General features: G+C 72.9%; 9 protein-coding genes and 1 riboswitch. Of the genes, 6 read left to right on the forward strand and 3 right to left on the reverse strand.

Features of this window, described 5'->3' with window-relative positions; genetic code table 11:
* Positions 1-1123 (forward strand): NPCBM/NEW2 domain-containing protein (locus tag AB0M26_RS25270; protein ID WP_365264134.1); only part of this gene is annotated, 1123 nt, incomplete at its 5' end.
* A 250-nt stretch (positions 1124-1373) separates the two neighbouring features.
* Here AB0M26_RS25270 and AB0M26_RS25275 read toward each other — a convergent pair.
* Positions 1374-3500, reverse strand: a complete 2127-nt coding sequence (locus AB0M26_RS25275; protein WP_365264135.1) for an asparagine synthase-related protein — start codon at positions 3498-3500, stop codon at positions 1374-1376.
* Between the two features lie 775 nt (positions 3501-4275).
* On the opposite strand from AB0M26_RS25275, the gene AB0M26_RS25280 reads away from it, so the two are divergent.
* The 4 genes from AB0M26_RS25280 to AB0M26_RS25295 all read left to right on the forward strand — a co-directional run bounded on the left by AB0M26_RS25280 (position 4276) and on the right by AB0M26_RS25295 (position 10019).
* Positions 4276-5709: an MFS transporter gene (locus AB0M26_RS25280; protein ID WP_365264136.1), complete on the forward strand. Its 1434-nt coding sequence runs from the start codon at positions 4276-4278 to the stop codon at positions 5707-5709.
* A gap of 223 nt (positions 5710-5932) precedes the next feature.
* The gene (gene lhgO / locus AB0M26_RS25285; RefSeq protein WP_365264137.1) at positions 5933-7165 is read left to right on the forward strand and encodes an L-2-hydroxyglutarate oxidase; all 1233 of its coding nucleotides are present in this window, start codon (positions 5933-5935) and stop codon (positions 7163-7165) included.
* A gap of 468 nt (positions 7166-7633) precedes the next feature.
* Positions 7634-8410, forward strand: a complete 777-nt coding sequence (trmB, locus tag AB0M26_RS25290; protein WP_365264138.1) for a tRNA (guanosine(46)-N7)-methyltransferase TrmB — start codon at positions 7634-7636, stop codon at positions 8408-8410.
* Between the two features lie 277 nt (positions 8411-8687).
* Positions 8688-10019 carry a PrsW family glutamic-type intramembrane protease gene (locus AB0M26_RS25295; RefSeq protein ID WP_365264201.1) on the forward strand — a complete coding sequence of 444 codons (1332 nt, stop codon included), beginning with the start codon at positions 8688-8690 and terminating at the stop codon, positions 10017-10019.
* Between the two features lie 354 nt (positions 10020-10373).
* Here the strand turns inward: AB0M26_RS25295 and AB0M26_RS25300 are convergent, their stop codons facing one another.
* Together AB0M26_RS25300 and AB0M26_RS25305 are read right to left on the reverse strand one after the other, a co-directional pair.
* Positions 10374-11429 carry a M23 family metallopeptidase gene (locus AB0M26_RS25300; RefSeq protein ID WP_365264139.1) on the reverse strand — a complete coding sequence of 352 codons (1056 nt, stop codon included), beginning with the start codon at positions 11427-11429 and terminating at the stop codon, positions 10374-10376.
* An 11-nt stretch (positions 11430-11440) separates the two neighbouring features.
* Positions 11441-11612, reverse strand: a riboswitch (cyclic di-AMP (ydaO/yuaA leader).
* A 215-nt stretch (positions 11613-11827) separates the two neighbouring features.
* The gene (locus tag AB0M26_RS25305) at positions 11828-12913 is read right to left on the reverse strand and encodes a PP2C family protein-serine/threonine phosphatase (protein ID WP_365264141.1); all 1086 of its coding nucleotides are present in this window, start codon (positions 12911-12913) and stop codon (positions 11828-11830) included.
* Between the two features lie 272 nt (positions 12914-13185).
* Between AB0M26_RS25305 and AB0M26_RS25310 the strand changes: the two genes are divergently transcribed.
* On the forward strand, positions 13186-14571 hold the full coding sequence (locus tag AB0M26_RS25310) for a hypothetical protein (RefSeq protein ID WP_365264142.1): 1386 nt from the start codon (positions 13186-13188) through the stop codon (positions 14569-14571).
* Positions 14572-14833 lie beyond the last annotated feature (262 nt).

Genomic DNA, 14833 nt, shown 5'->3' on the forward strand with positions numbered 1-14833 from the left:
CGCCGAGGACGCCGAGGACGCCGAGGACGCCGAGGACGCCGAGGACGCCGAGGACGCCGAGGACGCCGAGGACGCCGAGGACGCCGAGGACGCCGAGGACGCCGAAGCCTATGGCAACGCGGGTCAGGAAGCGAGCAGCGACGAGCGTGGCGGCGACGCGAAGAGTGTGGCCGGCCCGGTCCGCACGTCCGGCGGCTCAACTCGCCCGGATACGGCGGCGCGTAGTGGTTCCGGGGGGCGTGGGGGCAAGGGCGCGCACGCGGGACGGCACCAGGGGCTCAGCGTGCCCGCGAAGATCGCCATAGGGGCGGTCGCTGCTGCAGTGGCGGCGACGACCGTGCTGGCCGTCACAGTCGGGAACGGGGAACCCGAGGAGGAGACCCGGGCCGAGCCCTCGGCATCGGCCTCCGCCGAGCCCCCGGACTCCGATGACGGGCTCACGCCGAAGCCGCCGGGCCACATCGCAGAGCGGCCCGATCCCGAGGAACCGGCGCGCCGCACGCCCAAGGACCTGGATCGCCGAAACGCTTTCCCGCCTGGCGACTCGCGGCCGTACGCCCAGCCCTTAGGGGGAGGGCCCGGACCGGCCGGGTCGGGATCGGGCGCGGGCTCCGGGCAGTGGCCGGGGTCGTCCGCAAAGCCACCGTCCAGCCCTGGGGCGCCGGTGCCCGTTCCGCCGCGGGCCACCACTCCGTACCCGCTCGACCGGCTCGCCTACGACGTGTCCGGTGACGGCTCCGGGCCAGAGGTGCGGGCAGCGGGAAGTTCGTGGCTGTGGCAGCGCAAGGGACAGGAGATAGACGGCATGCGGTACGCGCACGGAGCAAGCGTGCATGCGAACTCGTCCGTGACGATCGATCTGAATCGTTCCTGCGTCGCATACGACGCGCGCGTCGGTGTGGACGACGCCACGCTGCTCGGGCTCGGATCCGTGCGGTTCTCCGTCTACGGGGACGGGACGCGCCTGTGGCGCTCCGCTTCGATGCGCAGCGGCGAGTCGGCCACGCCGGTCCATGTGCCGCTGTCGGGGCGGAAAACACTACGCCTGGTGGTCGAGGGCCGGTCGCTTCTGGGCGCGGTGGCGTTGGCCGACTGGGCGCACTCGAGCATCACGTGCCACTGACGCTCCGCGATCACGCTGCCGATTCGCCCCGTCGACCCTTCTCCCGGTTCAGCTGTCCGACCGCTCAACCGTCACCGCTCAACCGTCACCGCTCAACCGTCACCGCTCAACCGTCACCGCTCAACCGTCACCGCTCAGCGGTCACCGCTCAACCGTCACCCCGCCGACAGTTCCACCACGGCCGTGTCTTCACCCTGCCCCATGACTCGCCCCGTTCACCCCGCCCACACCTCCACTCCGTCCACCCCGTTCACAGCGCCGGGCGCGGGGCCACGCCTCCCGCGACCGCCCGCTGGCGCGGGGCCGCCGAGCCCGTCCAGCACGTACCGCGGCGCGCGAGAAGGCGGCGGAGCCACAGCTCCGTCGAGACCAGCTCCGCCAGGCCGTCCAGAGGGAGCGCCTCGCCTCCCGCGGCCGCGCGTACGGCTTTGCGGACGACCCGTGCCTCGAGCAGGCCGGCGTCGGCGAGGAGGGGTGCGTCGAACAGCGCGACGAGGTCCTCGACCGCCACTCGGAGTCCGGAGAGTACGGCCGCGGCCCCGGCGGCGTGCGAGGGCGCTCCCCATCCCGGGGGGAGATCCCGGATGCCGGCGCCCGCGAGGACGGCGCGCAACACCGAGGCGCGCGCGCCCGGTTGGACCCGCAGGGCTTCGGGGAGCGCGCGGCAGGCCCGGACGACCTGGTTGTCGAGAAAGGGCGCGTGCAGCCGCTGGCTGCGGACCTCCGCGGCCTGTTCGAAGACCCGGTGGTCCATGGCGTAGCGGGCCAGGGCGGCGCGGGCACGGCGTTCGCCGGGGCGTTCCAGTGGCCCCGGCCGGGTGGCGGCGCCCTGCAGGCGAACCGATACTTCCGCGAGTGCCTCCCCTGTGAGCCAGCGCGCCGCGGGTCCCGGCCGGCACCAGGCGAGGGCGGCGATCGATGCGTCGACGGCCCCGGCCGGACCGGTGCCGCCGCCCGCTGGCGTGGTAGTGCCGCCGTCCGCGTCGTCGAAGCGCCGTTCCAGCAGCCGTGCCGCCGCTTCCCGGACGCCGTCCCGGTAGGAGGTACGGGCCAGCCGGCGAGCGGCGCGGTAGACGGTGATGGGGACGAACAGCGAATGCGCCGAGGGCCCTTCGGACCTGGCGAGAGCGGCGACGGGGCGGAGAAGGCGGCGCCTCTGACGCTCCATCAAGAGATCGGCCAAGCGGGCGGGGTGGGCGTCCAGCACCTGCCGGGCGCCGTGTCCCACCAGATGGTCGGCGCTGCCCGCGACGAGCCGCCGCCGATGCCGCTCGGCGCTGACGATCGCCGGTCCGGGCTCGTCGGTGAGGAGCACCGTGTCGAGTCCCGCGTACGGCAAGGCATCCTCGTCGCCGGTGACGACGACGTGATGGAGCCGTGGGTTGGCAGCGATGCCGCGGGCGCGCTCCAGTTCAGCTTCCCCGGCCGTACGCGCGTGTCCGCCCGACGCCCCGGAGACCAGGTCGTTGAAGGTGACGGCGAGCAGTCGTTCGCCAGCGCCGGTGCCGTGCCCGAGCGGTGTTCCTGGCGCGCCGGGCAGGCCCGCGGCCAGCAGGGCGAGGGTCGAGGAGGCGATGCCGCCGGACAGGTCGGAGCCGATGCCGGGGGCGGGGGCGCCGCGTCTGGCCCGGCGGGCGGCGGGGCCCATGCCGGGGACGGGGCCAGGGTCGGGTTCGGGCATCTCGGGTGCGTGGCGGGGCGCGGCGAGCCGCGCCCGGACGGCTTCGACGAGGGCGTCCCGTACGCCGTCCACCGCTTGGATGGTCTCCATTTGGGGCGCTGCGACGGCCAGCGATGCGGTGGGTTCGTAGCCGGCGACCTCGCGGGACCCGTCGCGCAGGATCAGGGCGTGCCCGGGCGGTACGCGCCGCACACCGGCGTAGGGCGTGCCGTCGCCGAGGGCTTCGGGGGCGTCCGGGCAGGCGAGAAGGGTGGCGAGGTGGCCGATGTCGAGCTGGGCCTCGATGAGGTCGGCGAGCGGCAGGGCGGCGGTCGCGTACGCGGTGCCGCCCGCCCAGGCGGTGTGGAAGACAGGTCGTGCCCCCGCCAGGTCGCCCGCGATGGTCAGGCGGCGGCCGACCTGGGCCACGGCGGTGTAACTTCCGGGCCAGGCGGTGAGATGGCGCAGGGCCCCGCCGCGGGCCGTGAACAGGCCCGCTCTCAACTGCTCGTCGCTCGCTCCGCAGCAGCCGAGTACGGCGAGGCGGGTGTGGGGGGCGGCCTGGACGACGCGCACCTCGTCGGGGCGCCAGTCCCCGACGGCCCACAGAGGATCCGGGTCGCCCCACAGGAGTTGGGCGCCGACGGGGTGGACCGTGCGGGCCTCGTCGGTGACGGGCACCGCGGCGGCACTGCTCCATCCCACCAACCACCGCATCGCCGCCTCCACACGCTGTGGGCAACCAGGAATAGCAGTCATCATGCACAGTCGGGCGGCGGTTCCGGCGCCGAACCCGCCGAGTGGTGTCCCCGCCCAACGGCCGGTCCCCCAGGGGATGGTGCTCCTGGGTCAGGGTCCATGCTGCCACGACACGGGCGCACGGGAGCGGACGAGGAGCGCACGGGCAGGCGGCAGGCGCGCGGCCAAGCCCCGGAGAACCCTGTCGCGTTCAGTACCAAAACGGTACGTCCATACGCAATCGTCCCCAGTGCGGGCGTCGCGGCGGGACGGCCGGGAAACGACGTACTCGCGCGTAACCCGTATGCGGCGGGGCGCCCGTCAAACCTCCGAACCGCAGGCGCCATTCGGCCAATCTACCGCGGGGGCGCGAGCGGGGGCGTATCGGCGCAGAACGGCGCAGAGAGGAAGCGGAACGCGCGCGATCCGGGAGGCGGCACCCGCCCCCCGGACCGGTCCGCCACCCGCGGGGAATGAGGTGGCGGTGTCCCCCAGCCCACTGGATCCAGTTCAGTGGGCCGACCCACGCACTGCCATGGAAGCGCCCGCCCCCGTGGCCAGGACAGAGCGCACGGCCGGGCGCACGGCCACATGCACCGGGAGCACACGCCCTCGCATGGCATCGGCGGTACCGGCCACAATCTCGCCATCCGGCACACCGCCCCTTAACGGTCGGGATGCGGCGAACTACGCTGGGTTTACGAATGCCCCGCGCCTATGCCGGGGCGGCCGTCGGTGTGTCGAGGGGTGGCGCATGTCCAGGGAGCAACGCGGGCCGAACGAGAAGCTCGGCACGGTTCTCGCCCTCGCGGGGATCAGTAATGCCGGGCTCGCACGCAGAGTCAACGACCTCGGGGCCCAGCGCGGGCTGACCCTCCGGTACGACAAGACCTCGGTGGCCCGCTGGGTGTCCAAGGGCATGGTGCCGCAGGGGGCCGCACCCCATCTCATAGCCGCGGCGATCGCCGGCAAGCTCGGGCGGCCCGTGCCGCTGCACGAGATCGGGCTGGCGGACGCCGATCCGGCGCCGGAGGTCGGGCTGGCCTTCCCGCGCGACGTGGCCGCCGCCGTCCGGTCGGCCACCGAGCTCTACCGGCTGGATCTGGCGGGCAGACGGGCGGGCGGCGGAGGCATCTGGCAGAGCCTGGCAGGGTCGTTCTCGGTCAGCGCCTACGCAACTCCCGCCTCCCGGTGGCTCATCACCCCGGCGGACAGCGCCGCCGCCCGCGACCCCAAGGACGCGGAGGCCGGCGGCGCGGACGGCACGCCGCTGCGCGTGGGCCACAGCGACGTACGGAAGCTGCGCGAGGCGGCCGAGGACGCGCGCCGCTGGGACTCCAAGTACGGCGGCGGGGACTGGCGTTCCTCCATGGTCCCCGAGTGCTTACGGGTCGACGCCGCCCCGCTCCTCCTGGGCACCTACAGCGACGACGTCGGCCGCTCTCTCTTCGGCGCGACTGCCGAACTCACCCGTCTCGCCGGGTGGATGGCCTTCGACACCGGCCAGCAGGAGGCCGCCCAGCGCTACTACATCCAGGCGCTGCGGCTGGCCCGGGCTGCGGCGGACGTCCCACTGGGCGGCTATGTCCTCGCCTCGATGAGCCTCCAGGCCACCTACCGCGGCTTCGCCGACGAGGGCGTGGACCTCGCGCAGGCCGCAGCCGAGCGCAACCGCGGCCTGGCCACCGCACGGACCATGAGCTTCTTCCGCCTCGTCGAGGCGCGCGCCCACGCCAAGGCGAGCGATTCCCAGGCGGCGGGCGCGGCGCTCAAGGCGGCCGAGGCCTGGCTCGAGCGGTCGCGGGACGGCGATGCCGACCCCTCCTGGCTCGGCTTCTACACCGAGGACCGGTTCGCTGCCGACGCCGCCGAGTGCTACCGCGATCTGAAGGCGCCACGCCAGGTCCGCCGCTTCACGGAGCAGGCGCTCTCCCGCCCGACGGAGGAGTTCGTACGGTCCCACGGTCTGCGGCTCGTGGTGTCCGCCGTCGCCGAACTGGAGTCCGGCAACCTCGACGCGGCCTGTGCGCAGGGCACGCGGGCGGTGGAGGTGGCGGGGCGCATCTCGTCGGCACGCACCACGGAGTACGTCCGCGACCTGCTGCACCGGCTGGAGCCGTACGGTGACGAGCCGCGCGTCGCCGAGTTGCGCGAGCGGGCCCGTCCACTGCTGGTCTCCCCCGCGTGACCACTGCGTGAGGGGCCGGCGGGAGCACAACGGCAGCGTGCACCGGCGCGCCGGGGGTGGGACAGCCCGACGGCGTGACGAGGGGACGGCGTGACGGCCCCACGGCGTGACGAGGGGACGGCGTGACGAGGGGACGGTGTGACGACGCAGGGACCGGGCCAGGGCATCATCGTGGCAGGGAGGTGGCGACGGTCGGCAGCGGGCAGGCAGCGGAGGTGAACCTGTGACGGTGGCGGACGACAGCGATGTTCTGGTGATCGGAGGCGGGATCGTCGGCCTCTCGGCCGCGTACGCGATCACGCGCGCCGCACCCGGCACCCGCGTCACCGTCCTGGAGAAGGAGAGCGGGCCCGCCCGGCACCAGACCGGGCGCAACAGCGGGGTGATCCACAGCGGGATCTACTACCGGCCGGGTTCCCTGAAGGCGCGGTTCGCGGCACGCGGCGCCGCCGAGATGGTGAAGTTCTGCGCAGAGCATGACATTCCGCATGATGTGACGGGCAAGCTGATCGTCGCCACCGACCGTTCCGAACTCCCCCGCCTGCACGCCCTGGTCCAGCGGGGACGTGAGAACGGCATCCCCGTCCGCGAACTGGGCCCGGCGCAGATCACGGACTACGAACCGCATGTGCGCGGACTCGCCGCGATCCATGTGGGCACCACCGGCGTCTGCGATTTCGGCGCGGTCGCGGACCGGCTGGCCTCGCTCGTGCAGGACGCGGGCGGGCGGATCCGTTACGGCGCGGAGGTACGCACCGTCGGCCGGCGCCCGGGGCGCGTGGCGGTCCGTACGCCGGACGGTGCGGTGCTGCGGGCGGGTGCACTGGTCAACTGCGCCGGGCTGCACTGCGACGAGGTTGCCCGGCTCGCGGGCGACGACCCCGGCATGCGGATCGTGCCCTTCCGCGGCGAGTACTACGAGCTGGTGCCCGAGCGGAACGATCTGGTCCGCGGGCTGGTCTACCCCGTCCCGGACCCGGCCTTCCCCTTCCTCGGCGTCCATCTCACCCGCGGCATCGAAGGGACCGTCCACATCGGGCCGAACGCGGTGCCCGCGCTCGCCCGCGAGGGATACGGCTGGGGGACGGTACGGCCGCGGGAACTGGCGGGGACTCTGACCTACCCCGGGTCGTGGCACATCGCCCGGCGCCACTGGCGCTACGGCGCTGGGGAGCTGCGCCGCTCACTGTCGAAGCACGCCTTCGCGCAGGCCGTGCGTCGCCTCCTCCCCGATGTCGCCGACGAGGACCTCACACCGGCTCCAGCGGGCGTACGGGCGCAGGCAGTGCTGCCGGACGGAACGCTGGTCGACGACTTCCTGATCACCCAGTCCCCCGGCATGATCCACGTACTGAACGCCCCCTCCCCGGCGGCGACCGCGTCACTGCCGATCGGGCGCGAGATCGCGCGCCGGACGCTGGCGGTGCTCGCGGACGCGGGCGCGATGCGCGCGTAGGGGCGTGGAAGGGCGGTTCAGGAACGGCCCGGGGCCCGGGGACGGACCTGGGGCGCGGGGAAGTCCAAGGGGTCGGGGAGTTCCAGGGAACCGGGGAATGTCCGAGGGCCCGGGAAGATCCAAGGCCAAGGGGCCGGGATCCGGGAAGGTCCGAGGCACGGAAAGGTCCAAGGCCGAGGGTCCAGGGACCCGGGAGATCCAGGGACCCGGGAAGTCCAGGGACCCGGGAAGTCCAGGAGCCCGGGAAATCCAGGGACCCGGGAAATCCAGGGACCCGGAAGTCCAGGAGCCCGAGAGGGGGCACAGGGACCCGGGAAGGTCCAGGAGCCCGGGAAGGTTCGGCAGGCCCCGGGGCGTCCCGGACTTCTCCCGGCCCAGGAACGCAGCCGGCCCGGGACGACCCCGGTCAGGCCGTCGTGCGCCGACCGTAGAATCGGAGTCACTGTGCGACTCCCCGAGAAGACCGACATGTCCGCATCCGCCGAAGACACACCCACGGACGCGCCCGCCTCGCAGGCCGCGCGCCGCACCCTGTTCCCCGAAGGGCCCGCCGCCGATCCCGCCGGTTCCCACCACGAGCGCCGGATCCGAAGCTTCCGTCCGCGGCGCGGCCGCGTGACCTCCGGACAGGGCGACGCGCTGCGCAGGCTCTGGCCGACGTGGGGCCTGGACATCGACGGGCGGTCCCGGCTCGACCTCGAGGCGCTTTTCGGCGGGCTCCCTGTTGTCCTGGAGATCGGCTTCGGCATGGGCGAGGCCACGGCCGCGATGGCCGCCGCCGACCCCGGCACCGGCATTCTCGCGGCCGATGTCCACACTCCCGGCCAGGGCAACCTGCTCGGCCTCGCCGAACGGAACGGGCTCTCCAACATCCGTGTCGCCAACGGGGATGCGATCATCCTGCTCCGCGAGATGATCGAGCCCGCCGCGCTCGCCGGGCTGCGCGTCTACTTCCCCGACCCCTGGCCGAAGAAGCGCCACCACAAGCGGCGGCTGATCCAGCCCGAGTTCGTCGAGCTGGCCACCTCCCGGCTGCGGCCCGGTGCGCTGGTGCACTGCGCGACCGACTGGGAGCCGTACGCCGAGCAGATGCTCGAGGTGCTGTCGGCCAGCCCGGAGCTGCAGAACACCCAGGCGAACGGCGGCTTTGCGCCCCGCCCCGACTTCCGGCCACTCACGAAGTTCGAGAACGCGGGCCTCGGCAAGGGGCATGTGGTGCACGACCTGCTGTTCGTACGGCGCTGAGCCCGGGGCCCGTACGAGCCGGGGCCCGTACGAGCCAGGCCCTTACGAGCCGTGGCCGGGCGGTCGCGGGCCCGAACCCCGATACGCCGTCGCACCGCGCTCCGCCCCTCGTTAGGGTCGACTGGTGCATCCGTCGCCCTTCCCGCAGCAGCCGCAGCAGCCGCCCGTCCCGGTCTACGAACCGCAGCCGCAGTTCCACGGCGTACCGGACCGCGACAACTGGCGTTACCGTCCGCGGCGGGCCTTCCGGCACAGCAAGGCGCTGCGCTTCGGCACGATGATCACGCTCCTCGCGCTCTGCGGCCTGGTCATCCTCGCCCTCGTGCGCGAACAGACGGGTACCGAGGGCTTCCTGGCGGGTCTGGGACTCGCCGTGCTGCCGGTGCCGCTGATGATCGCCGCCTTCCGTTGGCTCGACCGGGTCGAGCCGGAGCCGTGGCGGAACCTGGCCTTCGCGTTCGCCTGGGGCGCCTGTGCCGCAACCCTCATGGCGATCATCGCCAACGGTTTCGCGACCGAGTGGATAGCCACCCGCGTCGAATCCTCGTCCCCGACGCAGGCGGAGACCTGGGGCGCCACTGTCATAGCCCCGGTGGTGGAGGAGAGCGCGAAGGGCGCCGCGCTGTTGCTGCTCTTCGTGTTCCGCCGCCGCGACTTCGACGGCATCGTCGACGGTGTCGTCATCGCCGGGATCACCGCGACCGGCTTCGCCTTCACCGAGAACATCCTGTATCTCGGCAACGCGTTCGGAGAGGACCAGGCCCTCGGCTCGTCCGGGATCTCGGTGACCGCGGCGACGTTCTTCATCCGCATCGTCATGTCGCCGTTCGCGCACCCGTTGTTCACGGCACTGACCGGAATCGGCTTCGGCATCGCCGCGCTCGCCACCCCGCGCCAGCGGGTGCGGCGCGTCCTCGTGCCGCTCGCGGGCCTGCTCACCGCCATCGTGCTGCACGCCGTGTGGAACGGCTCGGCCACCGTCGGCGGGCTGGGCTTCATCGCCGTCTACGGCATGTTCATGGTCCCGGTGTTCGGGCTGCTGATCTGGCTGGTGATCTGGTCGCGCGGCAGCGAGCTGAGGACCGTGCGCAGCCAGCTCCCCGCGTACGTGGCTGCCGGGTGGCTGCAGCCGCAGGAGCCGCAGGCACTGTCGTCCATGAGGGCGCGATCGCTGGCGCGGACCGTGGCGCGGCGCCACCACGGGAAGGACGCGGCGCGGGTCGTCGCGGAGTACGAGTCCTTCGCGACCACGCTCGCCTTTCTGCGTCAGCGGGCCCACCGGGGGACGGCCGGAGCGGACTTCGTTGCGCGGGAACAGGAACTGCTGCACCACCTCTGGCAGCGCAAGGACGTGGCCCAACCCGCCCTGGCGCACGCCGCCCTGGTCACCGCGCCGCCGCGGATTCCCCAGTGGGGCCCGCACGGCCGTCCGCCGTACGGGCCCGGCGTGCCGTCGCAGCACGGCCAGGTCCACGGCCCCGCGATGCCACCGCAAGCCGGTCCGGGCCCGTACGCCCAAGGCCCGTACGGCCAGGGCGGGGTCGGGCAGGGCCCGTACGGTCACGGCCCGGGAGCGTCCACCGACTTCCGCCCCCCGTACGGCCGCTGACCCCGGACGCCGACGCCGCGTCCCGGACGGCCGTTCCCGCACTCCTGCGGGCCGAAGGCGGGCGATGCTGCAGGTCGCTCGGGACGTGTTGAAGGCCCCCGGCTGCCGGGCCTTGGGTCTCCGGTACGAACCGGCCGAGCGCGGTTCACGAGTTCCTCGACGGGACGGTGCCCTGCAGTGGACAGAAGGCGGACAGACCGGCAGCCCCGGTGTCAGGGGGGAGGAAACACCGGGGCTGTCGGCGTACGCGGTGGGGGTTGGCGGCCGTGCGCGGACGGCCTCAGGGTGGTTGCGCCGGGCGGCGCGGGAGGGGCGTGGCGTTCGGTCGGAGGGCTCTGCCCCACCGGCGCAAGGTCAGGGAGTCAGACCCTTGCCGCGCAGCCAGGCGTCAGGGTCGATCGGGTCGTTGCCGCCGGGGCGGACCTCCAGGTGGAGGTGGGCCCCGGTGACGTTGCCCGTGGCTCCGACGCGGCCGATCGTCTCGCCCGTCGTCACCTCGCCGGACGTCTTGGTCATCGAGGACAGGTGGCAGTACCAGACCTCGGTGCCGTCATCGAGGGTGAGGATGATCCGGTAGCCGTAGGAGCCCGCCCAGCCGGCTTCCGTGATCGTGCCGCCGTGCACCGCCTTGGCGGGGGTGCCGCTCGGAGCGGCGAAGTCCAGTCCGGTGTGGTCGTTGGCCCACAGGGAACCGGCGTCACCGAAACCCGCGGTCAGCGTGTACGAGGAGACGGGGAGCGTGAACTGCTTGGCCAGCTTGGCCAGTCGCTCGGCCTCGGCCTTGCGCGCGGCCTCTTCCTTCGCCTTGCGCTCGGCTGCCGCCTTGGCCTCGGCGGCCCTCTCCTTGGCCTCGGCGGCCTCCTCGGCGGCTTTCTTCGCCGCGGCCTTCTCGGCCGCGTCGCGTTGGGCGGTCTCGGCCGCGCTCTGCTGCTGCTCGGCCTGGCGCATGATGCGGGCGCGCAGCGCCTCACCCGCGCCGGTGCCGTTGGCTGCCTCGGTGTCAGTGAGTCCCGCGGTGGAGAGGGGGGTGCTCGCTCCGGCCGGGGTGTCCTCGTCGTCCACCAGGGAACCGATGCCCGGCAGGGACTTGGCGTCCGGAAGCTTGTCCGAGAGGCCGAGGTCCGGCATGGAGATGGAGACCGGTGGCTTGTCCTGGGCGCTGGCCATGCCGCCGGCGCCGACGGCCGCGAACATGCCGACTCCGAGGACGGCACCGCTGCGGGCCATGCCGCCACCGCGCTGCTTGATGACGCGGTGCCTGCCGCGCGCGGGGGCAAGCGAGTCGGCCGTCGGGTTCCACTCGCCTGTGGCGGCGGCCGGGGGCTCCTCGCCGAACTCGCCGAATCCGCTGGGACCGCGGGTGTCGGAAGGTTCGTACAAGGACTGGGGAGCAGGCCTGTTGGACGCCACGCGGGCGCTCTCCTTTCCTTCCTTCTCGCCTACCGGGTTAGCTGACGGGTTCGGAGCAGGAAGGTCTCCTACGAGCACCTTTGGGAGAGGTGCCCGATTCACCCCAAGAGTTTGGTTCCCCGGTTCCCTTGGTGCAGTTGGTGCGGGTGGTGCTGATGGTGCGGGATTCGGCGTAGGCGCACGGTGCCACCTCTTGTGGCGGCTGGGACGACCGCGCTGCGTTATCGAACGTTAATAGACCGCGGGACCTGTTTCCAAGCCGTTCCGCGTGATCGTTAACGAATTCCGTAGGGGCAAATCGGTACATGATCCAGGAAAAATGGGCGAGTTGACCTCTGGCGCGACAGCCACTCATAGCTGACTGTTCGTCAGGTGTTATGCGGAGGGATGCAATCCGGTTACGGACCGTGGTGCGAGGGCCGGGAGACCGCCAGCAGCGCCATGTCATCCGGTGCCTCTCCCGCCGCGTGATGGCGCACGTCGGCCACGAGCGCGTCGAGGAGGGTCCCGGGATCGGGGAAGTGCATGCCGCGCAGCCGCTCCCTCGGGTCGTAGAAGACGCCACGGGCGTTGCGCGCCTCGGTCACACCGTCGGTGAACAGCAGCAGCGTGGCACCGCAGGGAAATACGAAGTCCTGCACGGTGTCCGGCCACACGCCGAGATCGTCCATGCCGAGCGGCAGCGCGGGCACCTTCGGATCGGCGCCGGTCAGGCTGCCGTCCTCGAAGAGCAGCAGCGGGGCCGGGTGCCCGCGGTTGAGCAGCCGCAGGGTGCCCGCGTCGGCCGGGCCGTCGGCCCGGCGCACCTCGGCCAGGACAGCCGTGGTGAAGCCCTCGAACGGGTCCAGCCCCTCGCGCCGCCCGCTCTCCCGGTGCAGCGCCCGTTCCAGCCGCCGGGCGACCGCGTCCAGCGTCGTCTCCTGCTCGGCCGCCTCCCGGAACGAGCCGATGAGGATGGCCACCGCCTCGACGGCGCCCAGCCCCTTGCCCCGCACGTCCCCGACCATGAGGCGCACGCCGTGCGGTGTGTCCTGCACGGCATAGAGGTCTCCTCCGATGCTGGCCTCCGCGTGCGCGGCCTCGTAGCGCGCGGCGACGTGGAAGCCGCCGATCCGCTCTGCCGGGTCGGGCAGGACCGCGCGCTGCGCCGCCTCGGCGATGGTGCGGGCCGAGGCGAGGCGCAGGTCGCCCAGGCGTACGACGCGATTGATGAGCAGAGCGAGGACGGCGACCGTGAAGACGGTGGCCAGCTCCGTGACCGACTCGATGTCGGAGAACCGCATGTCGTACAGCCGCAGGGCGAGCACGGTGAGCACGCTCGCGGCACCCGTGAGGGCGGTGACACCGAGCGAGAAGAACGGTGCGGCCACCAGCGGGGCGGCGGAGAAGAAGGGTGACCCGGTGAAGGGGGGCGGCGTCAGGAGGTCGAAGATCGCGCCGCCGACGACCAGCGGAATCGGGACCCATCGGATGACCCGGGCCATTGGCCGACGGGCTCCGCCGAGACGGCGAGGTCCCTCGACGTGCGTCCCCACCTGCTGACTCCTGCTCATCCGTGCGTGGCGTGGCGGCGTGTCCGCGAGCGCACCCCTTCCACACTGGCCGAGAAGAGGCCCCGCGCGCGAGTCGGGCCCACGCGCGCCGTGCTCGCAGGGCGTCCGCCCGCGCGTGCGTCACGCCCCGCCACCTCGGGCACCGAAAGCCCGCGAAGGGCCGTAAGGCCCGGAATTGCGCCTTTGGAGTTAACTTCGTAGGTATGAACACCGCAGCAAAGCCCTGGGCGGGTCGCACCCTGCTCGCGCCGGTGCTGGCGGTACTCGCCGCCGCTCTCGTACTGGTGGCCGTCATGGCACCCGGGGCGCGGGCCGCGGACGGGCTCGACAGCGCCGCCGATGCCCTGAGGAAGGGCCCCGTGTACGTCGATCCGCGGGCCAGGGACCAGCTCCCGCCGCCGGCCGCGGACGCCTTGGCGGACAAGATCAAGAAGGCGGACAAACCGGTGTTCGTCGCCGTGCTCCCCGCCGCGAAGGAATTCAACCCGCCGACCCTGCTCCAAGACCTGCGGAGCAAGACCGGGATCACCGGTGTGTACGCAGTCGCGCTGGGCGACCGGTTCGACGCAGGAGCCGACTCCGCCGTGATGTCCCGCAACGCCGTCGACAACCTCAGCGGCGCCGTGGAGCGCTCGTCGCCGAGTGACGTGCGGGCCATGGTCGAGTCATTCGTCGACGACGCGCTGCCGCAGGCGCGCGGCCATGCGCCGGACACCTGGAGCGGCGGCTCCGGAACCGACACCGGCGCGGACACCTCCCCCGCGAACCGGGTCGGCCCCCTGGGGCTCCTGGCCACGCTCGGCGTCCTGATCGCGGCCGTGGGCGGTGGTGCGCTGCTGGTCGGCAGCCGTAACAGAAAGCGCCGGGCCGAGCGGGAGCGTGCGCAGCTCGCGACGCTCCGCCCGGTCGTGGACGAGGACATCACCGCCTTCGGCGAGGAGGTCGAGCGCATCGACTTCGACCCCTCGGCCCCGGAGACCACGGACGCGATGCGTGAGGACTACGCCAGTGCACTGGACTCGTACGACAAGGCCAAGGTGTCGATGGACCGGGCGCGGCGGCCCAGTGACGTACGGGGCGTGACCGAGGCGCTGGAGGACGGCAGGTTCTCACTGGCCACGCTCGAGGCGCGGCGGGACGGCAAGCCGCTGCCCGACCGCCGGCCGCCGTGCTTCTTCGACCCCCGGCACGGCCCCTCCGTGCAGGAGGCTCAGTGGGCTCCTCCCGGCAGTGAGGAGCGGACCGTTCCGGTCTGCGCGGCGGACGCGGCACGCCTGGAGGACGGCGAGGAGCCGATGGGGCGCGAGGTGCAGACGGCACAGGGGCCGAAGCCCTACTGGGATGCCGGACCGGTCTACGGGCCGTGGGCGTACGGCTACTACGGAGGCGGGATCCTGCCCGGCCTCCTGGTCGGCACGCTGCTGGGCAGCCTGATGACGAGTCCGGGGTACGCCTACGACGGCACCGGCTACGACGGCGGGGACTTCGGAGGCGGCGACTTCTCCGGCTCCGACTTCGACGCGGGTGACTTCGGCGGCGGCTTCGGGGGCGGCTTCGGAGGCGGTGACTTCGGCGGAGGCGGATTCTGAGATCCGGCACCCGAGGTTCCGCAGCGTCGGGCCCGGGGCGGCCCAGCCGTCAGGCGGCGGCCCCTTGTGCGTGACGTCTGCGCGTCACGGCATGTTTGACGCTTGCCCGTGTCGCAGTGTGCGTGACGTCGGGGCGTCATGGCGTGCGTGACGGCTGCACGTCACAGCGGGAGTGACGCCTGAGCGTCACGGCGTGAGTGACGTCGGTGCGCCACGGCGTGCGTGACGCCTGAGCGTCACGGCGTGAGTGACGTCTGGGCGT

It is taken from the genome of Streptomyces sp. NPDC051776 (genome assembly GCF_040681345.1).
Taxonomy (GTDB): domain Bacteria; phylum Actinomycetota; class Actinomycetes; order Streptomycetales; family Streptomycetaceae; genus Streptomyces.